17 protein-coding genes are annotated in these 22815 nt (G+C 73.6%); 9 read left to right on the top strand and 8 right to left on the bottom strand.

What is annotated here, in order from left to right:
* The first annotated feature begins 79 nt into the window (after window positions 1-79).
* A complete protein-coding gene (locus IE331_RS03060) occupies window positions 80-757 on the top strand; it encodes a hypothetical protein (RefSeq protein ID WP_192140360.1) in 678 nt (225 codons plus the stop codon).
* On the opposite strand, the gene IE331_RS03055 is transcribed toward IE331_RS03060, so the two are convergent.
* Window positions 715-1800 (bottom strand): glycerophosphodiester phosphodiesterase family protein, encoded by a 1086-nt coding sequence (locus tag IE331_RS03055; RefSeq protein WP_192140358.1) that lies wholly within the window; start codon window positions 1798-1800, stop codon window positions 715-717. The two genes, IE331_RS03060 and IE331_RS03055, sit on opposite strands and share 43 nt — an antisense overlap.
* 202 nt (window positions 1801-2002) lie before the next feature.
* On the opposite strand from IE331_RS03055, the gene IE331_RS03050 reads away from it, so the two are divergent.
* The 3 genes from IE331_RS03050 (at window position 2003) to IE331_RS03040 (ending at window position 6174) form a co-directional block, all read left to right on the top strand.
* Window positions 2003-2536, top strand: a complete 534-nt coding sequence (locus tag IE331_RS03050; RefSeq protein WP_225579337.1) for a YbaK/EbsC family protein — start codon at window positions 2003-2005, stop codon at window positions 2534-2536.
* Window positions 2537-2659: 123 nt separating this feature from the next.
* On the top strand, window positions 2660-4417 hold the full coding sequence (locus IE331_RS03045) for an ABC transporter ATP-binding protein (protein ID WP_201930965.1): 1758 nt from the start codon (window positions 2660-2662) through the stop codon (window positions 4415-4417).
* Window positions 4414-6174: an ABC transporter ATP-binding protein gene (locus tag IE331_RS03040; RefSeq protein WP_192140354.1), complete on the top strand. Its 1761-nt coding sequence runs from the start codon at window positions 4414-4416 to the stop codon at window positions 6172-6174. Before IE331_RS03045 ends, IE331_RS03040 begins: the two co-directional genes overlap by 4 nt.
* Before the next feature lie 59 nt (window positions 6175-6233).
* On the opposite strand, the gene npdG is transcribed toward IE331_RS03040, so the two are convergent.
* Complete coding sequence (gene npdG, locus IE331_RS03035; protein ID WP_192140352.1) at window positions 6234-6902, bottom strand: NADPH-dependent F420 reductase; 669 nt, start codon at window positions 6900-6902, stop codon at window positions 6234-6236.
* Window positions 6903-7021: 119 nt separating this feature from the next.
* Between npdG and IE331_RS03030 the strand changes: the two genes are divergently transcribed.
* Complete coding sequence (locus IE331_RS03030; RefSeq protein ID WP_192140350.1) at window positions 7022-8071, top strand: LLM class F420-dependent oxidoreductase; 1050 nt, start codon at window positions 7022-7024, stop codon at window positions 8069-8071.
* A 55-nt stretch (window positions 8072-8126) separates the two neighbouring features.
* Window positions 8127-10706, top strand: a complete 2580-nt coding sequence (locus IE331_RS03025; protein ID WP_192140348.1) for a bifunctional FO biosynthesis protein CofGH — start codon at window positions 8127-8129, stop codon at window positions 10704-10706.
* Window positions 10707-10765: 59 nt separating this feature from the next.
* Here IE331_RS03025 and IE331_RS03020 read toward each other — a convergent pair whose 3' ends face one another.
* The gene (locus IE331_RS03020) at window positions 10766-10969 is read right to left on the bottom strand and encodes a hypothetical protein (protein ID WP_192140346.1); all 204 of its coding nucleotides are present in this window, start codon (window positions 10967-10969) and stop codon (window positions 10766-10768) included.
* Window positions 10970-11153: 184 nt separating this feature from the next.
* Between IE331_RS03020 and IE331_RS16885 the strand changes: the two genes are divergently transcribed.
* Window positions 11154-11885 (top strand): response regulator transcription factor, encoded by a 732-nt coding sequence (locus IE331_RS16885; protein ID WP_192140344.1) that lies wholly within the window; start codon window positions 11154-11156, stop codon window positions 11883-11885.
* A 102-nt stretch (window positions 11886-11987) separates the two neighbouring features.
* Window positions 11988-13739 (top strand): alpha/beta hydrolase, encoded by a 1752-nt coding sequence (locus tag IE331_RS03010; protein WP_192140343.1) that lies wholly within the window; start codon window positions 11988-11990, stop codon window positions 13737-13739.
* Here IE331_RS03010 and IE331_RS03005 read toward each other — a convergent pair whose 3' ends face one another.
* The 3 genes from IE331_RS03005 to IE331_RS02995 form a co-directional block, all read right to left on the bottom strand.
* Window positions 13740-14489 (bottom strand): SDR family oxidoreductase, encoded by a 750-nt coding sequence (locus IE331_RS03005; protein WP_192140342.1) that lies wholly within the window; start codon window positions 14487-14489, stop codon window positions 13740-13742.
* Window positions 14490-14559: 70 nt separating this feature from the next.
* Window positions 14560-15849 carry an endonuclease/exonuclease/phosphatase family protein gene (locus tag IE331_RS03000; protein ID WP_201930963.1) on the bottom strand — a complete coding sequence of 430 codons (1290 nt, stop codon included), beginning with the start codon at window positions 15847-15849 and terminating at the stop codon, window positions 14560-14562.
* A gap of 152 nt (window positions 15850-16001) precedes the next feature.
* Window positions 16002-16661 (bottom strand): class I SAM-dependent methyltransferase, encoded by a 660-nt coding sequence (locus IE331_RS02995; RefSeq protein WP_192140341.1) that lies wholly within the window; start codon window positions 16659-16661, stop codon window positions 16002-16004.
* Between the two features lie 235 nt (window positions 16662-16896).
* Between IE331_RS02995 and IE331_RS02990 the strand changes: the two genes are divergently transcribed.
* Window positions 16897-17943, top strand: coding sequence for a TerC family protein (locus IE331_RS02990; RefSeq protein ID WP_192140340.1), 1047 nt, complete (start codon window positions 16897-16899; stop codon window positions 17941-17943).
* A 3-nt stretch (window positions 17944-17946) separates the two neighbouring features.
* Here IE331_RS02990 and IE331_RS02985 read toward each other — a convergent pair whose 3' ends face one another.
* Both IE331_RS02985 and IE331_RS02980 read right to left on the bottom strand, forming a co-directional pair.
* Window positions 17947-19869, bottom strand: a complete 1923-nt coding sequence (locus IE331_RS02985) for an alpha-amylase family protein (RefSeq protein ID WP_201930962.1) — start codon at window positions 19867-19869, stop codon at window positions 17947-17949.
* A 38-nt stretch (window positions 19870-19907) separates the two neighbouring features.
* Window positions 19908-22805, bottom strand: coding sequence for a PAS domain-containing hybrid sensor histidine kinase/response regulator (locus IE331_RS02980; RefSeq protein ID WP_192140337.1), 2898 nt, complete (start codon window positions 22803-22805; stop codon window positions 19908-19910).
* Window positions 22806-22815: the final 10 nt, after the last annotated feature.

The following is a 22815-nucleotide window of genomic DNA, read 5'->3' as shown; positions in this document are numbered from 1 at the left end:
CCGGTGCCGTGCGGCACCCAGACTCGTGCCCCGGCGGTGCACGTGCGCCGCCGTGGATCACACGACAGGAAGCGACTCGATGCCCTCAAGGACCCCTGCCCGCCTCGCCCTCGGCACCCTGCTGGCCGCGCTCACGCTGGCCGGCACCGGTGGTGCCCACGCCGGGACCACGCCCGGCTGGGAGACCCCCTACGACAACACCTTCCGCGACCCGGTGGCCGACAACCGGTCCCCGGTGCTCCCGAAGAGCCACCGGATCGCCACCGAGATCGACATCAAGAAGGTGCGCGCCTACACCGCCGAGGACGGCACGTTCAGGTTCGACGTCAAGCTCGCTGACGTCACCGAGGAGTTCCCGGACTTCCCGGAGTTCCCGTTCCGGGCCGACGGCAAGTTCGTCGGCGCCGACCGTGCCGAACCGCTGATCGGGCCCGGGACCGGCATCCGCCCGTTCTGGGTGAAGCTGACCCTGTGGCAGGGCGGCGAGCGCACCTTCCGGTACTCCTTCGGCTCCTTCGGCTGGCGAGTGATGGAGGCGCGGCAGCCGGACGGCAGCTGGGCGCCGGTCGAGGGCCCGGGCACGTACTCGGGCATGGTGACCGACCCCGAGCGGAACATCTTCACGATCACGTTGTCGCGTGAGGTGCCGAGCGCGAGGAACTTCGACTTCCGACTCAAGTCCTGGGGGGCCGTCGACGAGCTGGACAACCCCTACTACGACCGCACGAAGCGCTTCGGCCGGGTCAAGGCCCGCTGAGCGAGCACCTCGAGCACGACGTCGGGCTGGTCGGTGATCACACCGTCGCAGCCGGCGTCGAGGACGGCCCCGGCCTCCGCGGCGAGACCGCGCGATCGGCCGGGGCCGTCCGGCGCTCCGGCACTCCTGAACCGGGTGGGCAGGAACCGGTCCTCCGCCCGCAGGGTCCACACGTGGACCGTCAGCCACTGACGGTGCGCGTCCCGGACCAGGCTCGAGGGTCCTCGCGCTTCCCCGGTCGACGAGCGCGGCAGCACCAACGACGTGTGCGCGGCGACCCCGTCGGCGTACTCGTCGATCTCGGCCAGACCGGCCGGGGTGCACAGGTCCGCGTAGGTGCGGTGATCGCCGTCGGCGACCAGGTCGGCCGGGCGCCGGTCGGCCTCGTCGAGCAGCTGGACGACCTGGACCGTGGTGCGTCGGGCCAGCCGACGCAGGACCCCCGGCTCGAACGACATCACCGTGACCCGCGACCGCGCGTGGTCCAGGCCGTGCCGGCCGAGATCCCTCAGGAGCGGCTCCTCCAGCGGTAGCCCGGACGCCGCGAAGTGGGCGGCGTGCTTGAGCTCGAGCATGACCCCCAGCGTCCGCCCGGACCGGGTCGACTCGGCGTGCACCATCGCCAGCACCTCGTTGAGGGTGGGGATCCCGAACCGGCCGTCGTACGCCGCACTGCCCGGCCGCAGGTCCGGGAACCGCTCCCGGGCGGTGAGCGTCTTGATCTCGGCGAGCGTGAAGTCCTCGGCGAACCAGCCCTCGAGGGTGACGCCGTCGACCCGGCGGGCGGTGCGCCGATCGGCGTACTCCGGGTGGTCGGCCACGTCCGTGGTCGCGCTGAGCTCGCTCCCGTGCCGGGCGACCAGCACGCCGTCGCGGGTCGGGACCAGGTCGAGCTCGATGTCGTCGGCGCCGAGGCGGGCCGCGAGGCGGTACCCCTCGAGCGTGTGCTCGGGCCGGTACCCGCTCGCGCCGCGGTGCGCGACGACGGCCGGGGTGACGACGAGGCTGGGGTGCGGCCGGTGCGGGGCGTCGAGCTCGGTCATGCCCCATCGTGGTCAGGTGGAGGTGTCCACCCGGTGACGTCCGGGTGGCCGGGCGTCGAGGGCTCGGCGTCGGGTTCGCGGGGATCGGTCCGGCGGCGCGCACCGACTGGCCGAAGAGCCGCAATTGCGGCCGTTCGACATGTTCTTGCGCCGAAAACATGTCAGACGGCCGCAATTGCGGCCCTTTGACACCATGGCCGGCATGACCCAGCTCGTCTTCTCCCCCGCCCTGGACCGCCCCGACCTGCTGGCCGCGCCGGTGGCCGAGCTGCTCGGCACCTGGCCGCATGCCGGCGAGGTGCAGGTCGCCGAGATCGACCCGGGTCACGCGGACACCGCGGCGATGACCGAGGCGTACGGCCTGCCCCTGACCGACAGCGCGAACTGCGTGGTCGTCAGCGGCAGGCGGGCCGGCGAGGAGCGGCTCGCGGCGTGCCTGGTCCGCGCCGACACCCGCGCGGACGTCAACAACCTGGTCAAGCGGACCCTCGACGTCCGCAAGGCGTCCTTCCACCCGATGGAGCGTGCGGTCGAGGAGACCGGCATGGAGTACGGCGGCATCACGCCGCTCGGCCTCCCCGAGGGATGGCGGCTGCTCGTCGACGAGCGGGTGCTCGGGATCGCGCGCGCGATCGTCGGCAGCGGCGTACGTCGGTCCAAGCTGTTCCTGCCCGGCGCCCGGCTCGCCGATCTCCCGGGCGCCGAGGTCGTCCCGGGTCTCGCCCACCCGTCGTGACTGTCGGCTCCTGACCCCTCGACCGTCGCTCGTGTCGAGAGAGCAGGGCGCCGAGGCCGACACAAGCGACGGGTCGGCGATAAGGGTTGGCGGATACACGTGTCTGCTCCGTAGCGTGGGGCGGTGCGCACCCTTCCCCTCACCGATCCCGGGACGGCCGACCACCGCTCACCCGGCCGGTTCCTGTGGTGGATGGCGCGCGGCCAGTGGCACACGCTGCTGGCGGGGATGGGCTTCGGCATCGTCTGGATGGGCTCCCAGGCCGTGCTTCCCGCGGTCATCGGGCGGGCGATCGACCGTGGCGTCGCGGCCCAGGACACCGGCGAGCTGGTCCGCTGGTCGGGCATCCTGCTCGCGATCGGGCTGGTCCAAGCCGCGAGCGGGATCATGCGGCACCGGTTCGCGGTCACGAACTGGCTGACCGCGGCCTACCGCACCGTGCAGCTGATCGGCCGGCAGGTCGTGCGCCTGGGCGGCACCCTGCCCCGCAAGGTCTCCACCGGCGAGGTGGTCGCGATCGGCACCACCGACCTGGCCAGCATCGGCCAGGTGATGGACGTCAGCGCCCGCTTCGCCGGGGCCGTCTTCTCGTTCGTGCTGGTCGCGGTGATCCTGCTGCAGACCAGCGTCCCGCTGGGCCTGGTCGTCCTGCTCGGCGTCCCGCTGCTGATGCTGCTCATCGGCCCGCTGCTGGCGCCGCTGCAACGACGCAGCGCCGCCCAGCGCGCCCTCATGGGCGGGCTGGCGAACACCGCCAGCGACATCGTCGCGGGGCTGCGGGTGCTGCGCGGCGTCGGCGGCGAGGCGGTCTTCCTCGACCGCTACCGCCGCGAGTCCCAGGAGACCCGCCGGGCCGGGGTCGCCGTCGCCCGGCTGCAGTCGGTGCTCGACGCGCTGCAGGTCTTCCTGCCGGGCGTCTTCGTGGTGATCGTGGTCTGGATCGGCGCCCGGTACGCCGTCTCCGGCCGGATCAGCCCCGGCGAGCTGGTCGCGTTCTACGGCTACGCGGCGTTCCTCATGATGCCGCTGCGGACGGCCACCGAGTACGCCAACAAGCTGATCCGCGGCCGGGTCGCGGCGCGCCGGGTCTGCGCGGTGCTGGCCCTCGAGCCCGAGCTGCGCGACGTACCCGACCCGGCCCCGTCGCCACCCCGGGGCTCCGAGCTGTACGACGTGCGGTCCGGGCTCCGGGTCCGCCCCGGCGTGATGACCGCCGTCGTCGCCGACGACCCCGACCAGGTCGCCCACCTCGCGGACCGGCTGGGCCTGTTCGCGGCCGAGCCCGACGACGACGTCCGCCTCGGCGGGGTGCCGCTGACCCGGCTGGACCCGACCGAGGTACGTCGTCGGATCGTGGTCTCCGACACCGGGTCCACCCTGTTCTCCGGTCGCCTCCGGGACCGGCTCGACGTCGCGGGCGCCTCCGACGAGCGGGTGCTCGCGGCGCTGCGCACCGCCAGCGCCGAGGACGTGCTCGACGCGCTCGACGGAGGGCTGGACGGCGAGGTCGCCGAGCGGGGCCGCTCGTTCTCCGGTGGGCAGCGACAGCGGCTGGTCCTGGCCCGGGTGCTGGCCGCCGACCCCGAGATCCTGGTGCTGGTCGACCCGACCAGTGCCGTGGACGCGCACACCGAGGCCCGGATCGCGGGGTCGCTGCGGGGCCACCGGGTCGGCCGGACCACGCTGGTCGCCACGACGAGCCCCCTGGTCCTCGACGCGGTCGACGAGGTGGCGTTCATGCAGGCGGGTCGGGTGGTGGCGACCGGGAGCCACCACGAGCTGCTCGCGGGCGACCCCGGCTACCGCCGCGTGGTCGTGCGCGAGGCCGAGCCCGAGGGGCCCCTCCCGGCCGGGCGCGGCGAGACGGAAGCCGCCCGATGAGGCAGGTGCTGCCGGTCGCCGGGACCCGCGCGGTCCGCGCCTACGCCGTCTCGATCGCCCGCAACCACCCACGGATGCTGTGGACGGCGCTGTCGCTGCACGCCCTCGCCGCGCTGGCCGCGCTCGCCGCGCCCCGGCTCATCGGCGAGCTGGTGGAGGCCGTGGAGACCGGCACCACGGTCGGTCACGTCGACGACGTGATGCTGCTCCTGGCCGGGTTCCTGCTCGTGCAGACCGTGCTGACCCGGCAGGCGCGCTACGTCTCGCAGTCGCTGGGCGAGGAGGTGCTCGCCGAGCTGCGGGAGGACTTCGTCGACAGCACGCTGGCGCTGCCGGTCGGCGTGGTCGAGTCCGCGGGCTCCGGAGACCTGCTGACCAGGACCTCGCGCGACGTCGACCAGCTCGGCTGGTCGGTGCGCTGGGCCCTGCCGGAGTGGACGATCGCCGTGGTGACGGCCGTGCTCACCTTCGCCGGTGCCCTCTCGGTGGGCTGGTGGGTGGCACTGCCCTGCCTGCTCGGCGTCCCGCCCCTGGTCCTCGGCCTGCGCTGGTACCTCGCCCGCGCCAAGGACGGCTACCTGCGCGAGAACGCGTCGTACTCGCAGATCAGCGCCACTCTCACCGAGACCACCGAGGGTGCGCGCACGGTGGAGTCGCTGGGCCTGGCCGGCGAGCGGGTCGCCGCTCTGGACCGGGACTGCGCGGACTCCTACGTCGCGGAGCGCTACACGCTGCGCCTGCGCACGGTGTTCTTCCCGAGCGTCGAGATCGGCTACCTGCTGCCGACGGTGGCCACCCTGCTGTTCGGCGGCTGGCTCTACACCCGCGGGCAGGTCAGCCTCGGCGAGGTCACCGCCGCCACGCTCTACGTCCAGATGCTCATCGACCCGGTCGACCGGATCGTCTCGATCCTCGACGAGCTCCAGGTCGGCGCGGCGTCCCTGGCCCGCCTGCTCGGCGTCGGCCAGGTGCCCGACGACCGGGTCGCGACCGGGGCGGTCCCTCAGGGCGAGAAGCTCGACGCGCGCGACGTCGTCTTCTCCTACGTCGAGGGGCGGCCGGTGCTGCACGGGATCGACCTCTCGGTCGGCGTCGGGGAGCGGATCGCCATGGTCGGCCCGTCCGGTGCCGGCAAGTCGACGCTGGGACGCCTCCTGGCGGGGATCCACCCGCCGGACGGGGGGTCGGTCACCGTGGGCGGTGTCGGCCTGACCGAGCTGCCGCTGGACGACCTGCGCGGGCACGTCGCGCTGGTCACCCAGGAGCACCACGTGTTCGTCGGGACCCTGCGGGAGAACCTCGCCCTGGCGGCGCCCCCGGGCGCCGGCGACGACGCCATCTGGTCCGCCCTGGCCGCGGTCGACGCCGACGCCTGGGCCCGGGCCCTGCCACGACGTCTCGACGAGGTGGTCGGGTCGGGCGGTCGGGCCCTGACGGCGGCCCAGGCGCAGCAGGTGGCGCTCGCCCGGCTGGTCCTCGCCGACCCGCACACCCTGGTGCTCGACGAGGCGACGTCGCTCATCGACCCGCGAGCGGCCCGGCACCTGGAGCGGTCCCTGGCGGCGGTGCTGGAGGGGCGCACCGTGGTCGCGATCGCGCACCGGCTGTTCTCGGCCCACGACGCGGACCGGGTCGCGGTGGTGGAGGACGGCCTGGTGACCGAGTTCGGGACCCACGACGAGCTGGTCGCCGCCGGCGGCTCCTACGCCGCCCTCTGGCACTCCTGGAACGGCGACCCGTCGCCACTGTCCACCTGAGAGCCCTCGACCCGTCGCTTGTGTCGGGCCAGCCTCCGACACAAGCGACGGGTCGGCGGTCAGAGGCCGGAGATGCGGATGCCGGAGCGGACCTTGTAGGCCTTGTTGATCGAGATCAGGACCGCGGTGAGGGGCTCCAGCTGGCGGGCCATGCGCAGCGCGCCGGCGTCGACCCCGATCCGCGAGGTGACCGCGCGGGCCAGCTCCTGGGCGACCGCCTTGCCCTCGGCGGAGTCGCCGCACACCAGCACGTCCTCGTGGTCGAGGTACTCCACCTCCGACCAGAGCGAGACCGCCGAGACGTGGTGGAAGGCGCCGATCACGGTCGCCCCGGGCACCAGCGTGGCGGCCGACTCGGCCGCCGAGCCGTCGATGTCGAGCCCGTAGGGGCCGGTCTTGTCGAAGCCCAGCGGATTGACGCAGGAGATCACCACCTTGCCGACCAGCCGCTCGGCCAGCGAGGCGACCAGCTGGTCGTGGCCGGCGTACGGCACCGCCAGCACCACGACCTCGGCGCCGTCGGCGGCCTCGTCGTTCGTGGCCCCGGTCACCGCGGGCGAGCCGCCCTCGTCGGCGACTCGCTGCGCGATCTGCTCGGCGACGTCGACCGCCTTCTCGCTGGCCCGGGAACCGACCACGACCTCGTGGCCGTGCCGGGCCCAGCGGTAGGCCAGTCCCTTGCCCTGCGGGCCGGTCCCGCCGATCACTGCGATGCGGTACGTCGTCACGGTGGAGCCCTTCTTCCGGTGGCCGGACCCATGCTTGCGATGGTGACAGCGATCCTGTCACAGTTGCCGGGTCGCGAGCCGTCCGGCCGCCGGATGCCGAGATCGTGAGGATCCACTCCATGAAGCTCTCCATGTCGCTGATGTACAACGGCAACCCGCGCGAGGCCGCCGACCAGGTCGGGCAGCTCGAGCGCGCCGGGCTGGACACGATCTGGGTCGCCGAGGCCTACGGCTTCGACTCCCCCACGCTCATGGGCTACCTGGCGGCCAAGACCGAGACCATCGAGATCGGCTCGGCGATCCTCAACGTCTACTCCCGCACCCCCGGTGCGCTGCTGCAGACGGCGGCGGGGCTCGACAACGTCTCCGGCGGCCGGGCGATCCTGGGGCTCGGCGCCTCCGGCCCCCAGGTGATCGAGGGCTTCCACGGCGTGCCGTACTCCAAGCCGCTCGCCCGCACCCGCGAGGTCGTCGACCTGATCCGGCGCGGCCTCCAGCGCGAGCCGCTCACCAGCGACGGGATCTTCAAGCTCCCGCTCAGCAAGGAGGACGGCGCCGTGACCGGCCTCGGCAAGCCGCTGAAGATCCTCACCCACCCGGAGCGCTCCTCCATCCCCGTCTACATCGCCGCGCTCGGCGAGAAGAGCGTCCAGCAGACGGCCGAGTACGCCGACGGCTGGATCCCGCACCTGTTCCACCCCGAGCGGGCGGACCGCGTCTGGGGCTCGGCGCTCACCGCCGGCAACGCCGACCGCCAGGAGGGCCTGGCCCCGCTCGAGATCGTCGCCGGCGGCATGCTCGCCATCGGCGAGGGCCCGGAGACCAAGGCGCTGCTCGACCACGCCCGGCCCCTGTTCGCGCTGTACGTCGGCGGCATGGGCGCCAAGGGCAAGAACTTCTACAACGACGTCGCGGTGGCCTACGGCTACGAGGCCGCGGCCGAGGAGATCCAGGACCTCTACCTGTCGGGGAAGAAGAAGGAGGCCGAGGCCCTGATCCCGACCGAGTGGCTCGAGGCGGCGAACCTGGTCGGCCCCGCGTCGTACGTCGCGGAGCGGATCGAGGCGTTCCGCGCGGCCGGCGTGACGAACCTGCAGGTCATGCCCGCCGACAACGACCCGGCCGGGCAGGTCGCGCAGATCGCACAGGTCAAGGAGCTCCTCGGCTGAGCCGGCACCGGACCGCCGCACCGGACGGTCCCGCACCCGCCTAGCCTTGACGACGATGACCGAGCCGATCACCCCCCACCAGGTACGACGCTCGCTGGCCCGCGCCGAACGGGGTGCGGCGGTGGACGTGTCCGAGGCGACCGCGCTGCTGGCGGCTCGCGGCGAGCAGCTCGACGCCTTGTGTGCGGTGGCGGCGCGGGTGCGCGACGCGGGGCTGGTGGCGGCCGGTCGGCCGGGGGTGGTGACGTACTCGCCGAAGGTGTTCGTGCCGGTGACCCGGCTGTGCCGGGACCGGTGCCACTACTGCACGTTCGTGGAGACCCCCGGGCAGGCGGAGCGTGAGGGGCGGGCGCCGTTCCTGTCCCCCGACGAGATCCTGGCGATCGCCGCCGACGGTGCCGCGCTGGGCTGCCTGGAGGCGCTGTTCACCCTGGGCGACCGGCCCGAGGACCGCTGGCCGGAGGCGCGGGAGTGGCTGGAGTCGCGAGGCTACGACTCGACGCTGGCCTACGTCCGGGCGATGGCGGTGCGGGTGCTGGAGGAGACCGGCCTGCTGCCGCACCTGAACCCCGGCGTGATGTCGTGGGAGGAGATGACCCGGCTCAAGCCGGTCGCCCCGTCGCTGGGGATGATGCTCGAGACCACCTCGGCCCGGCTGTTCGAGACCCGTGGCGAGGCGCACTTCGGCTCCCCCGACAAGGACCCGGCGGTGCGGCTGCGGGTGCTCGAGGACGCCGGGCGGCTCTCGGTGCCGTTCACCTCCGGGCTGCTGGTGGGGATCGGCGAGACGCTGACCGAGCGGGCCGAGACGATCTTCGCGCTCCGCGGGAACGCCCGCCGCTACGGCGCGCTGCAGGAGGTCATCGTCCAGAACTTCCGGGCCAAGCCGGAGACCGCGATGCGGCACGCCCACGACCTGGGGCTGGAGGAGTACCGGGCCGCGATCGCGGTGACCCGGATCGTCCTCGGCCCGCGGATGCGGGTCCAGGCGCCGCCCAACCTGGTCGACTCCTCCGAGGGCTCGACCGAGTGCGCGGCCCTGCTGGGGGCCGGGGTCGACGACTGGGGTGGGGTCTCCCCGCTGACGCCGGACCACGTGAACCCGGAGCGTCCCTGGCCGTCCCTGGAGCGGCTCCGCGCGCTCACCGAGGCCCGTGGGCTCGAGCTGCGTCCGAGGCTGACCGTGCATCCCGAGTACGTGCTCCGCGGGGAGCCGTGGCTGGACCCGCGGATCCGTGCCCATGTCGACGCGCTGGCCGGACCCGACGGCCTCGCGCGCCCCGGCGTACGCCCGGTGGGGCGGGTGTGGCAGGAGCCGGACGGCGGCGTCGCCGCGGTCGGCCGCACCGACCTGCACACCAGCATCGACACCGCCGGGCGGAGCGCCGACCGGCGCGAGGACTTCGAGACCGTGTACGGCGACTGGGACGAGGTGCGGGCCGCGGCCGAGACGGATGTCGAGGCGGGCGTCGATTCGGATGTCGAGGACAAGGGTCCCGGGACGCTCGCCGGCGCCGGCGCCTCGACCACCGGGGAGGGCCGGGCCGCGCTGGCCGCGGCCGAGGCCGACCCCGGGAGCCTCGCCGACGAGCACGCGCTGACGCTGATGACCGCCGAGGGCGACCTGCTGGACGAGGTGGTCGCGCTGGCCGACGCCCTGCGCCGGCAGAGCGTCGGCGACGAGGTCACCTACGTGGTCAACCGGAACATCAACTTCACCAACGTCTGCTACGTGGGCTGCCGGTTCTGCGCGTTCGCCCAGCGGCGCAGCGACGCCGATGCCTTCTCGCTGTCGCTGGCGCAGGTCGCCGACCGGGCCGCGGAGGCATGGCAGCTCGGTGCCACCGAGGTGTGCATGCAGGGCGGGATCGACCCCGAGCTGCCGGGGACGGCGTACTTCGACCTGGTCTCCGCGGTCAGGGCGCGGGTCCCGCAGATGCACGTCCACGCCTTCTCGCCGATGGAGATCGTCAACGGCGCCTCCCGCACGGGTCTGTCGTTCGAGGACTTCCTGATCAAGGCCCGTGAGTCCGGGCTGGGCACGATCCCCGGCACCGCCGCGGAGATCCTCGACGACGACGTCCGCTGGATCCTCACCAAGGGCAAGCTGCCCACCGCGACCTGGCTCGAGGTGGTCGGCACCGCGCACCGGGTCGGGCTGCGCTCGAGCGCGACGATGATGTACGGCCACGTCGACAACCCGCGCCACTGGGTGCAGCACCTGCGGGTGATCGCCCGCCAGCAGGACGAGACCGGCGGCTTCACCGAGTTCGTGCCGCTCCCGTTCGTGCACACCTCCTCGCCGATCTACCTCGCCGGCCTCGCCCGGCCCGGCCCGACCCTGCGCGACAACCTCGCGGTCCACGCGATGGCCCGGATCATGCTGCACGGCCGCATCGACCACATCCAGACCTCGTGGGTCAAGCTCGGCGTCGAGGGCACCCGGGCCATGCTGGCCGCCGGCGCCGACGACCTCGGCGGCACCCTGATGGAGGAGACGATCTCGCGGATGGCCGGCTCCGAGCACGGCTCAGCCAAGACCGTGGAGGAACTGGTGGCGATCGGCGCCGGGATCAACCGCCCCGTGCGGCAGCGGACCACGACGTACGACGTGCCGGCGCCGCGGGTGCCCTGACGGCGGCGTTCCTATGGTGCCCTGACGGGCGGGGCCCACAGTGCCCTGACGGGCGGGGCCTACCGCCGCGCGTGGACGGACCCGCGCGCGGCCGGAGCCGAGCCGGGCTCGGCCGGTGCCGCCGCGAGGGTGGCCACCGGGAGCAGGAACCAGTGCCGTCGCAGGCACTGGATCCGGGCGTGCTCGACCGGTCCGTCGGTGCTCTCCAGCACCGCCCGCCACTGGACCTCCGCCGGGTCGTGGCACTCGGGGCACACGGTCATGTCCACGGCTCCTCCTGCCGTCCGGGCCCCGGCCGGTCCGGGGCGTACGGGTGAGGAGGGCACGGCGGCCGCGCCAGATACCCGCCGTTCTCGTGGCTCCCGGGGCGGTCATCGGGGGCACAATGGGAGCACGGCACTACCGGGTCGGTGACCGTGGCGGGTCTCCGACGGTGCAGGAGACACCGTGGACGACACCAGGACGTTCCTCGACCTGAGTCGGAGGCTGAGCACCAGGCCGGACCGACCCGACTTCCTGGCCGCCGCCGGGCGGGAGCTGACGGCCCTGTTCGGGGCGGACGCCGTGCTGTGGACCGAGATCGACTTCGGCGCCGGGCGGGTCGAGGCCAGCCGGGACGGCCTGGTGGACCCGTTGCTGGCGGTCGGCCTGGCCAGGCACGGCCGGGCGCACCCGAGCATCCTCAGCTACCTGGCTGAGCCGAGCGACCTGCGCCCACGCCGGGTCAGCGACCTCGTGCCGGACCGGGTCTGGCGCAGCACGGCGGTGTACGACGAGGTGTTCCGGGCCGTGGGCGGCCGGTTCCAGCTGAGCCTGGTGGTCGACCTGGTGGCACCGGTGCGCGGGAACGGATGGACGCTGCTGCGCGACACCGGAGAGTTCAGCGACCGCGAGCTGGAGCTGGCGCGTCGGCTGCTGCCGGTGCTGACCACCCTCGAGCTGATGTACCGCCGGCTGCCACGGCGGCCCGTCGGCGGCGACGGAGCCCTGACCCGCCGCGAGGTCGAGGTGCTCCGGCTGGTCTCGACCGGGCTGAAGGCCGACGTGGTCGGTCGCCTGCTCGGCATCGCCCCGAGCACGGTGCGCAAGCACCTGGAGCACGCCTACGAGAAGCTGCAGGCCCACGACCGGGTCTCGGCGCTCAACCGGGCCCGGGCCTACGGCCTGGTGCCCGGGTGACGACCCGGCGTACGTGGTTCTGCGTATGGCGGCGCCGGCGGCCGGCTGGTGGGCTGGGGACGGCCCTCGCGCCGTCCGTCGTCACCCGGAGAGGGGCGCCCCATGCCGCAGCCCAGTGTCCCGCAGCCCAGTGTCCCGTCGCCCCGCCGTCCCGGCCGGCCCACCGGCGCGCGTCGACCCCGCCCGCTCGTGCTGCTCGCCGCCGCCGCACTCCTCCTGGGGCTGAGCGGGACCGCGGCGGCCGCGCCGCAGACGGCGTCGGGGCCGACGTCGACTGGGGTGACGCCGGCCCCCACCCTGGAGTGGGGGCCGTGCCCCCCGGACGAGGAGACCCCCGACCCCGACGCGTTCGACTGCGCCACGATGACGCTTCCCCTGAGCCATGCGGCTCCCGCCGCCGGGACGGTCGAGGTCGCCCTCAAACGGCACCGGGCCCGTGACCCGGGTCGCCGTGCCAGGACGATCTTCATCAACCCCGGCGGGCCGGGCGGCTCGGGGGTGGACGTGGTGCCGTTCGTCCCGTTCTTCCTCTCGCCCCGGGTGCTGGACCGCTTCCACGTGGTCGGCTTCGACCCGCGCGGGGTCGCCCGCAGCGATCCGCTGCTCTGCTTCGACAGCGCCGAGCAGGCGCGGGACCTGCTCGACCCGGTGGGCACGTTCCCCGTGACGCACGCCGACGAGCGCCGGTACTTCAGCACGCACGCCCGGATCGCACGGCTGTGCGCACGCAACGGCGGCCCCGTCATGCGGCACATGTCGACCGCGAACGTGGCGCGGGACCTCGACGCGATGCGGTCCGCGGTCGGGGACCGGCGGCTGACCTACTTCGCGGGCTCCTACGGCTCCCAGCTGGGCGTCACCTATGCCACGCTCTTCCCCGACCGGGTCCGCGCGCTGGTCCTGGACGCGATGCCGGACCCGGCACTGTGGACGACCGGTCGGACCCCGGTCGAGGGCCGGCGGATCCCGTTCTCCACGCGCTTGGGCAGCCACGTCAGCACGCTCGCGACCCTGCAGGAGTTCTTCCGGCTCTGCCACGAGGCCGGGCCCGGCTCCTGCGCCTTCGCGGGCGCCGACCCGGACGGCAGGTACCGCCGACTGGCCGCTCGACTCCGGACGGAGCCGACCACGATCCCGACGCCGGACGGCCCGACCTCCTTCGGGTACGCCGAGTTGGTCTGGCTGACCCGGAACTCGATGTACGACCCGTTCTCGTGGCCGTCCCTGGCGGAGGTCCTGTCCGAGTTGTCGGCGGAGACGCCCTCCGAAGCGGCGCTCCGGGGGGCCTACGCGAGACTCCGGGCGCGACTCGCCGGCCCCGAGCCGGGCCAGTCGCAGACGATCGAGGGCTTCGCCGGGGTCGCCTGCACCGACGGGGTCAACCCCCGCTCGCTGGCGGCGTGGTCGTCCGCCGGGCGTCGGGCGGACCGGCAGGCGGAGTACTTCGGCCGGGCGTGGACGTGGTTCGGCATCTCCTGTGCCAGCTGGCCGGCCCGGGACCCGGACGCCCACCTCGGCCCGTGGGGATCCACCACGGCGGCTCCGATCCTGCTCGTGGGCAACACCTTCGACCCGGCGACGCCGTACTCCGGGGCGGAGCGGGTCGCCGACCTCTTCCCCCGGTCGCGGCTCCTCACGCTGGCCGGGCACGGACACACCGCCCTCGGGCTGAGCTCGTGCGTGGACGGCCACACCGACCGCTACCTGCGCACCCGCCGGCTGCCCGCACCGGGGACTGTCTGCCGGCCGGACTTCGGCCCCTTCGACGAGCTGCCCGAGCTCGCGGCGCGGGCCGAGGTCCAGCAGCAGGGGCGGATGGTCGCCCGGCGTGCGGTGCTGGGCGCGGTCGACTGACTAGCGGCCCTCGTCCGCGTCGGCCAGCCACTCGGCGTACGTCTGGATCCCCCGCGTCGCCGGACCGGACGGCAGCAGGGCACCCGATGCCATCGCCCGTCCGGCCCGGCCGGGCACCGGGACGCCGACCACCCGTCTGGGCCGACCACGGCGCGCAGCCAGCTGTCGGGCCAGGTCGACGAGCTCGTGCACCTCCGGCCCGGCCAGCTCGGGCGCCGCCCCGAGGGGTGGCCCGGTGGCGATCCGGGCCAGATCCTCCCCGACCTCGCGGGCCGCCACCGGCTGGATCCGCATGCGCGGCAGCAGCGCCACGCTCGACGGGCCGCGGTCCAGCAGCTGACCTGGGAACTCGTGGAACTGGGTGGCGCGCAGGATCGACCACGGGACGTCACCGGTGCGGACCAGCTCCTCCTGCTTGCGCTTGCCCGCGTAGTAGCCGGTGTCGACCCGGTCGACGCCCACGATCGAGAGCACGACGTGGTGCCGGACCGCGTGCCGGGTCTCGGCGGCGAGCAGCCGGCTGGTCACCTCGGTGAAGAAGTCCACGGCGGCCCGGCGGTTCAGCGTCGGGACGTTGCTGGTGTCGACGACGACCTCCACCCGCGCCAGGGCGGCGTCGAGGCCCTGCCCGTCGGCGAGGTCGACGCCGTGGGAGCGGGCGAGCACCACCACGTCGTGCCCGGCGTCGGCGAGCGCCCGCACCGTGTGCCGGCCGGCGACTCCGGTGCCTCCGGCGACGGCGATGCGCATGGCTACCTCCTCCTGCCCGAGCCGACACTGACGACGGGTCGGGCGTCCTCAGGCCGACACAAGCGACGGGTCAGCGGACGTCGACCCAGACCTGTCGGTGGTCGGAGGTCGGGACGAACGGGAAGGTGCCGGTGAGCCGGAACAGCTCGTCGTCGCGGGTCGGCCAGAAGATCCCGCTGCCGACGATCCGCAGCGACCTCGACGGCAGCACGTAGTCGGCGCGCAGGTTGCCCGGTCCGATGCCGACCCGGTCGTCGAAGTCGGCGGTGTCGAAGGCCGGGTCGGAGACGTGGGTCTCGTTGGAGCCGCCCTGCAGCTCGGCGGCCTCGGGGCCGCCCTCCGAGGTCGGCGTGCTCCGGTCGTTGACGCGCGGATTGTCCAGCAGCTGCTGGATCGAGCCGGGGACGGAGTCGCCGTCGAAGGGGTCGGAGTTCTGGTCCCCCGCGATCACGAACCGGGCTCCCGGTCGCAGCCCACCGTGCCGGCCCTCGTCGTCATAGATGTACGCCGACCGGCGGCCGGGTCGCACGTAGTCGGCCCAGAACCGGATCTCGTCGTGGTTGCGGGTGCCGTTGCGGTCCTCGGGGCCGTCGAAGACCGGCGGCGTCGGGTGCGAGACCAGGAAGTGGACGGTGCGGCGGCCGATCCGGATCGGGACGTCCCAGTGCGACTTCGAGGACAGCCGGACGTCCTCGAGCTCCGCCGCGGAGTACCAGTCGGCCGGCTCCGGGGTGGCCGGGTCGTCGGGCAGCATCGCCCCGGGCATGTCGGCCCACCGGAACAGCCGGAAGGTCCGCACCCGGTCGGTGTCGATCGGGAACTTCGAGTAGACGACCATCCCGAACTGGCCCTCGAAGAAGCCGAAGCCGAACGCGTCGTTGCCGCCGCCGATCGTCCCGTCGTTGTCCAGGTCGTGCCCGCTCGGCACGCCGGTGTTGGAGGGGGCGACGTAGGCGTAGGGGTAACGGACCGGGTCGGCGCCGTTCTGCGAGACCTCGAGGTAGTTGTCCCGGAACAGGTCCACGGCCTCGGGGTCGTAGTCGAACTCGTTGACCAGCAGCACGTCCGGATCGACCCGCTGGATCGTCTCGGCGACGTTGCGGGCCTGCTGGTTCTCCCCGGTGGAGAGGTCGCGCGCGAGGTCGCCGGCGTTGCTGCGGTTCAGCGAGGCGTTGAAGGTCGAGAACCGGACGGTGCCGGGTTTCCCGTGGCCGTGGTGACCCTCCGCGGTGCCCGGATGCCGGCCGGAATCGTGACGGCCGGAATCGTGATGGCCGGTGCCGGCGTCGGCGGGGGCCAGCCCGACCAGCGGGGCGAGGAGCAGGGACGAGACGATCGCGAGCAGCGGCGTACGGCGCACGGGGACCTCCGAGGTGGGACGACCTCCGTCACGCTACCCCCGCGCCCGCGTCCCGGCACCCCCAGATTCGCCCACCCGTCGCCAGTGTCGACCCCAGTGCCGCCGACCCGTCGCTCGTGTCCGCGCCCGCGTCGACACGAGCGACGGGTCGCTCAGGCGGGGGCGGTGCCGGCGACGTACTGGGCGACCCCGCGCAGCTCCCGGGTGACCTCGGTGAAGCCGGCCGCGCGCAGCCGGTCGGTGAACTCGTCGGGACCGAACATCCGCAGGCCGGACAGACCCAGGGCCCGGGCCTGCACGGGCCGGACCAGGGCGTGCGGCGAGCTGCGGCTGGCCATCAGCGCCAGCCGGCCGCCGGGCCGCAGCACCCGCACCAGCTCGGCGAAGGCGGCCCACGGGTCGGGGATCAGGTAGAGCGCGGCGTAGCAGCCGACCGCGTCGAACGAGCCGTCCGGGAACGGCAGGTCGGTCGCGTCACCCCGCAGGTACGCCGCCCGGGGGTGCGCGTTGTCACGACGGGCCCGGTCCAGCATCGGCGCGGACAGGTCCACCCCGACCGCCAGCCCGGCGGGCGCGACCGCCTCGGCGAAGGTGGCCGTGAAGTTCCCGGGGCCGCAGGCGAGGTCGAGCACGACCTGCCCGGGCGCCAGCCGCAGCGCCGCGCTGGCCAGCTCCTTCTCGTGACGCAGGTGGTCGAGGTCGAAGCCGAGCAGTGCCCAGCCGAGCGCCGGCCGCCAGGCCCGCTCGTAGACCCCCGCCAGCACCGGGTGCCGCATGAGCCGTTGCACCAGCAGGTCGTCACGGGGGAGCACGCTCCGAGCCTAGGGCGGCAGCGGCCGGCGCTGGGGCGGCATGGGAGGATTCCCCGCGGAGGGGAGTATTCCTTCGCGGTGGCGCCGTCATCACGGCCGGGTCGAGGCCCGCCCGGTGTCCCCGGTCCGCGAGCAGGTGGCGGGCGGAAGAGACCTCCGGACTGTCCGGTCGGACGCACGAGCGTGCCGACACCTCGCGTCACTCCGGAGGAGCAAGCAGAGCGTGAATGCGATCATGGGCGACTCGGTCGCCTCCCCCACCATCTGGGTGATCACCGTCGTCGTGACGGTCGGCGTCCTGCTGGTCGACCTCCTGATCATCGGCCGCCGCCCGCACGAGCCGTCGATGAAGGAGGTCAGCACCCACCTGGCGTTCTTCGTCGGCCTGGCGGTGCTGTTCGGCCTGGCCCTGCTCCTGTTCGCCCAGCCGCACGAGCTCTCCCCCTCGCCCGGGCCGGAGTTCTTCGCGGGCTGGCTGACCGAGTACTCGCTCTCGATCGACAACCTGTTCATCTTCATCATCATCATGGCCAAGTTCGGGGTCCCCCGGCAGTACCAGCAGACCGCCCTGATGATCGGCATCGTGCTGGCCCTCATCATGCGGGCGATCTTCATCGTGATCGGCGCCGCGGCGATCAACCAGTACAGCTGGGTCTTCTACATCTTCGGCCTGTTCCTGCTCTACACGGCGGTCAAGCTCGCGAAGGAGGGCAGCGAGGACGACGAGGAGTACGAGGAGAACCGGCTGGTGAAGTTCGTCGAGACCCACCTCCCGGCGACCAGCGAGTGGCACGGCACGAAGATCTTCACGCGGGAGAACGGCAAGCGCGTCATCACCCCGATGTTCCTGGTGATCCTCACCCTCGGCACGACCGACCTGCTCTTCGCGCTGGACTCGATCCCCGCGATCTACGGCCTCACCAAGGACCCGTACCTCGTCTTCACGGCGAACATCTTCGCGCTCATGGGCCTGCGCCAGCTCTACTTCCTCATCGGCGGGCTGCTCCAGCGCCTGATCTACCTCTCCTACGGCCTCTCGTTCCTGCTCGGCTTCATCGGCGTGAAGCTGATCCTGCACGCCATGCACGAGAACGAGCTGCCGTTCATCAACGGCGGCGAGCACATCACGTGGGCCCCGGAGATCCCGATCTGGCTCTCGCTGGTGGTGATCATCGGCACGCTCGCGGTGACCGCGGTGGCCAGCCTGGCCGTGTCGCGGCGGCTGACCCGGGCCGAGGTCGAGGAGCGCTCCGGGCCGCGGCGCGACTTCGGCCAGGACTGAGACTCACCCGTCGGAGGGCCGCTCGACCACCCACCACGCGGCGTACGCCGGGATCCGGACCACGCCGTCGGCCCCGGTGGTCACGGGGTGTCCGCCGAGGGCGTCGTACGGCGCGTGCAGGCCGGCCTCGTGCAGGCGTGACACCGGGAACGGTCGCGACTCCGAGGTGACGTTGTAGAGCCCGACCATGGTGCCGCCGGGATGCCGGCGGACGGTGGCCAGCACGCCCGGGTCGGTCTCCTCGAGCACCTGGCTGGGGACCGAGGCGTGCAGCTGCGGGAGCCCGGCCCGCACCGAGGCGAGGTGGGCCAACGCCGCGAACATCCGGCCCGGGACCGTGCGCAGGTCGTGACGGGCCGACGCGCGGTCCTCGTCCAGCGGGGGCCGGTGCGCCCACCGGTTGTCGGCCTCGTGGCCCGGCTCCTCCGCCCAGGCGGGGTCGTTGGGCTGCGCCAGCTCGTCTCCGCTCCACACGACCGGGATCCCGCCCCAGCCGGCGACGAGGGCGTGCACCAGGAACAGGCGGGCCAGGCCGACGTCGGTCCCCGGCGCCTCGCCGTCCGGGAGCCCGCACAGGGCGGCCGCGGTGCCGCTGGTCCGTCGGTCGCCGGTCTCCGGGTTGTCCTGGAAGACCAGCCCCCGGGCCCAGGACCCCGGGAACTCGCCGGCGTACCAGTCCGCGAGGAAGCGACGGTGGCCGAAGCCGGTGAGCCCGACGGCCTCGGCGTCCCGGTCGTCGATCGCCCAGCCGATGTCGTCGTGGCAGCGGACGTAGGTGATCCAGGTCCCCGCCGCCGGCGTCGGCGGGAGGGAGGCCAGGGCGTGCCGGGCCAGCCCGGTCTCCCCCGTCGCGAGCATCGACCACGCCTGCACCATCAGCGTGTTGTGGTAGGCCAGGTCACTGACCCGACCTGCGTGCCGTCCGGCACCGAGGTACTGCACCAGGTCGCGGGGGCCGACGATCGCCTCGGCCTTGAAGGCCAGGGCCGGGCAGGCGATCCGGGCCAGGGCCCGCAGCGCCTGGATGATCGCGTGCACCTCGGGCTGGTTCTGGGAGCTGGTGCCCATCCGCTTCCACAGGAAGGCGATGGCGTCGAGGCGGAGCACCTCGACCCCGAGGTTCGCCAGGAACAGCACGATGTCGGCGAACTCCTCGAGCACCGCCGGGTTGCTCCAGTCGAGGTCCCACTGCCAGGAGTTGAAGGTCGTCCAGACCCAGCCGGCCGCCTCCTCGTCCCAGGTGAAGCTGCCCGGCGCGAAGTCGGGGAACACCTCGGGCAGGTGCTCCTCGTAGGCGTCCGGCAGCTCGCGGTCGGGGTGGATGTGGAAGTAGTCGCGGTAGCGCGGCTCACCGGCCCGGGCCCGGACCGCCCAGTCGTGCTCGCGGGCGACGTGGTTGAGCACCAGGTCGAGGACCAGGCTGATCCCCCTCCCCCGCAGCGTCCCCGCCAGCGCGCGCAGGTCGTCGACGGTGCCGAGGTCGGGGCGCACGGAGCGGTAGTCCTGGACGGCGTACCCGCCGTCGTTGTCTCCCGCCCGCGGCTGCAGCAGCGGCATCAGGTGCAGGTAGGTGACGCCGAGGTCGGTGAGGTGGTCCAGGCGTCGGGCGACGCCGGGCAGGTCACCGGCGAACCGGTCGGCGTAGCAGGCGTAGCCGAACATCCGGGGGTGCTGGAGCCAGTCCGGCTCGAGCAGCCGGCGCTCGTCGAGCTCGTGCAGCTCCTCCGGCCGGTCCCGGTAGCCGCCGGCGGCCGCCGCGGCCAGCCGGCCGGCGAGGGCCTCCGGGTCGGGGTAGACCGCCGCCAGCCCGCCCAGCAGGTCGTCGTACCAGCGGTCGAGCCGCAGCCGGAACGAGGTACGCCGTTGGGGGGTGAGCTCAGCCAGGATCGCCGAGGTCGCCTCGTGCACGTCGGTCGGGGCAGCCACCCGGCCATTCAACCCCACGTGCCGGCTCCGGGCCGGGCTCATCCGGCCCGGAACGCCCGCAGCGCGGCCGAGGTGGCGGCCAGCGCGTCCGCGAGCTCCGGGAGCAGCCCTCGCGCGACCTCCAGCCGGCCCGCCCGGCCGGCCGACTCGAGGGCGTCACCCAGCTGGGCGGCCCGGGTCGCCCCCAGGTTCAGGGCACTGCCCTTGAAGCCGTGGGCGGCGGCGGCGAGCCGCTCCGGGTCGCCGGCGTCCACGGCGCCCCGGAGGTCGTGCAGCCACGTGTCGACGCCGGCGACGAAGTTGTCGACGGCCCGACCGACCAGGACCTCGGCGCCCTCGCCCATGTCCTGCAGGTCCTCCAGCCGGCTGGTGTCCAGCACGTCGGGCCGGTCGTCGGGCCGGTCGTCGGGCCGGTCGTCGGGCCGGTCGTCGGTCCGTGTCGGCCCCGAGGCAGGGTCGGAGCGGGCCCCGGCGCCGGGTGCGGTCCCCAGGCGGTCACGGAGCACCGTGTCCAACCTCCGGAAGTCGACGGGCTTGGTGAGGAAGTCGTCCATGCCGGCCGCCAGGCAGCGCTCCCGCTCCCCCTCGACCGCCGACGCGGTCATCGCCACGACGGGCACCCGCCCGGTCGCAGGGTCGGCGTCGGCCTCCGCGGCTCGGATCCGGCGGGTGGCCGCGAACCCGTCCAGCACCGGCATCCGCAGGTCCATCAGGACCACGTCGTAGTCGCCGCTCCGCGCGAGACGCACGGCCTGCTCGCCGTCGACGGCGATGTCCACGGCGTAGCCGAGCGCCTCCAGCATGCCGCGGGCCACGAGCTGGTTGATGTCGTTGTCCTCGGCCACCAGGATCCGGCCGGCGCTCCCGGGCGCACCGCGCTCCTCGGGATGGACGAGTGCCGCCTCCTGGGCCGCCGCCGTGGCGGGAAGGAAGGCGGCGGTGAAGAAGAACGTGCTGCCCTCCCCCGGCGCGCTGCACAGCCGCAGCTCTCCACCCAGCGCCTGGACCAGCTCGGCCGAGATGGCCAGCCCGAGGCCGGTGCCCCCGAAGACCCGGGTGGTCGAGGTGTCCGCCTGCTGGAACCGGTCGAAGATCCGAGCGTGCTGCTCGGGCGGGATGCCGATCCCGGTGTCGACGACCTCGACCCGGAGGCCGATCCGGTCCCCGGACTCCCCGGCACCGACCTCGGGTGCGCTCGAGACCCGGACCGTCACGCTGCCCGTCGGGGTGAACTTGACCGCGTTCGAGACCAGGTTGGCCACGACCTGGGCCAACCGGCCCGGGTCCCCGGACAGCCGGTCCGGCACGTCGTCGTCCACGTGGAGGTCGAGGGTGATCCGCTTGTCCCGGGCGGCGTGGCTGCTGAGCGCGCAGGCCTGCTCGAAGACCGCGGCGACGTCGAAGTCGACCTGGTCCAGCTCGAGCTGCCCGGCCTCGATCTTGGAGAAGTCGAGGAGGTCGTTGAGCATGCCGAGCAGTGAGCGGCCCGCCGAGCGGACGCCCTCGGCCAGCCGACGCTGCCGCTCGTCGAGGTCGGTGCGCAGCAACAGCTCGTTGAGACCGATGACCCCGTTCATCGGGGTCCGGATCTCGTGGCTCATCGTGGCCAGGAAGTCGGACTTGAGCCGCGACGCCTGCATCGCGGCGTCGCGGGCGGCGGCGACCTCTCGCGCCACCCGCTCCCGGTCGGCGACCCGCGCCAGCTGGTCCCCGGCCTGGCCGACCAGCGACCGGAGCATCTGCTGCCGCTCGAAGGGGCTGCGCGCGGTGATGACCACCGCCGCCACCGGTCCCTCCTCGGCTGGGACCAGGAAGCCGATCGACGGTGCGTCGGGCGCCTCGTGCTCCTCCATCACCACGTCGCCGGCCTCGACGGCCCGCCGCGCGAGCCGCAGCTCGGAGTCGGTGACACCGGCCTCGGCCCCGTCCCCGGCCACGGCGCTCGGCTCCAGGACCGGGTCGCCGGTGTCCGCACCGCTCACGGAGAAGGCCACGGCCCGCTGCCAGTCCTCGTGGGCGAGCAGCAGGTCGGCGGTGCGGGCGAATGCCTCCTCCAGGGTGGCCGCCTCGTTGGCGGCGGCCGCGATCACCTGCATCAGCGAGTTGAGGACGACGCTGTCGAGCAGCGCCAGCTCCGCCTCCTTCAGCTCGGTGATGTCCTGGACCGTGCCGGTCATCCGGACGGCCGTGCCGTCGGATGCCCGCTCGGGGACCGAGCCCCGTCCGCGCAGCCACCCCTCCGAGCCGTCCACCCGACGGAACCGGGCGTCGAACTCGATCGTGCCCGTCGCCTGCCCGACCCGGAGGGCCTCGGCCACGGCCGGTCGGTCCTGCGGCAGCACCCTCTCCAGGAGGGTCTCGAAGGGCGGCGAGACCGTCGAGGGGTCCACGCCCAGCAGTGCGTACATCCCCGCCGACCAGGTCGTCTCGCCCGTGACCAGGTTGCGCTCGGAGCTGCCCAGCCGGGCCACCGTCTGCGCCTCGTCCAGGCGCTCCCGGCTGCGGGCCAGGTCCTCGACCAGGGCCAGCCGCTCCTCGTCCCGGGTGAGCCGGTGGACGTAGCCGGTGACCTCGCCGCCGTCGGCACGCAGCACCCCCTCCGAGATGATCGCGCGCACCGGAGAACCGTCCTTGCGGCGGTAGACGCAGGCGACCTCGGCCTCGTTGGGGCCGGTGATGGGCAGCGCCTCGAGGTGGGCGGTGAACTGGGCGCGACCGGGGGTGTCCAGCACGTCGTGCACGGTGAGCTCCCGCATCTCGGCCATGCTCCGGCCGAGCAGGTCGGCCAGGCTCCGGTTGGCGTAGAGCGTGCGGCCCTTCTCGTCGAAGACCCAGATCCCGTCCCGCAGGTCGTCGAGGACCTGCTGCTGGTAGGACCATCCGGCGTCGCTGTCGGGTGGGCCGGTGTTCGGCCCCCCGACAGCGCCATGCTCCATGGCTACACCG

This window comes from Nocardioides donggukensis, from assembly GCF_014842875.1.
In the GTDB taxonomy this organism is placed as follows: domain Bacteria; phylum Actinomycetota; class Actinomycetes; order Propionibacteriales; family Nocardioidaceae; genus Nocardioides; species Nocardioides donggukensis.
Note: the sequence above shows the minus strand (reverse complement) of the source record. Positions and strands in the feature narration are given on the sequence as shown.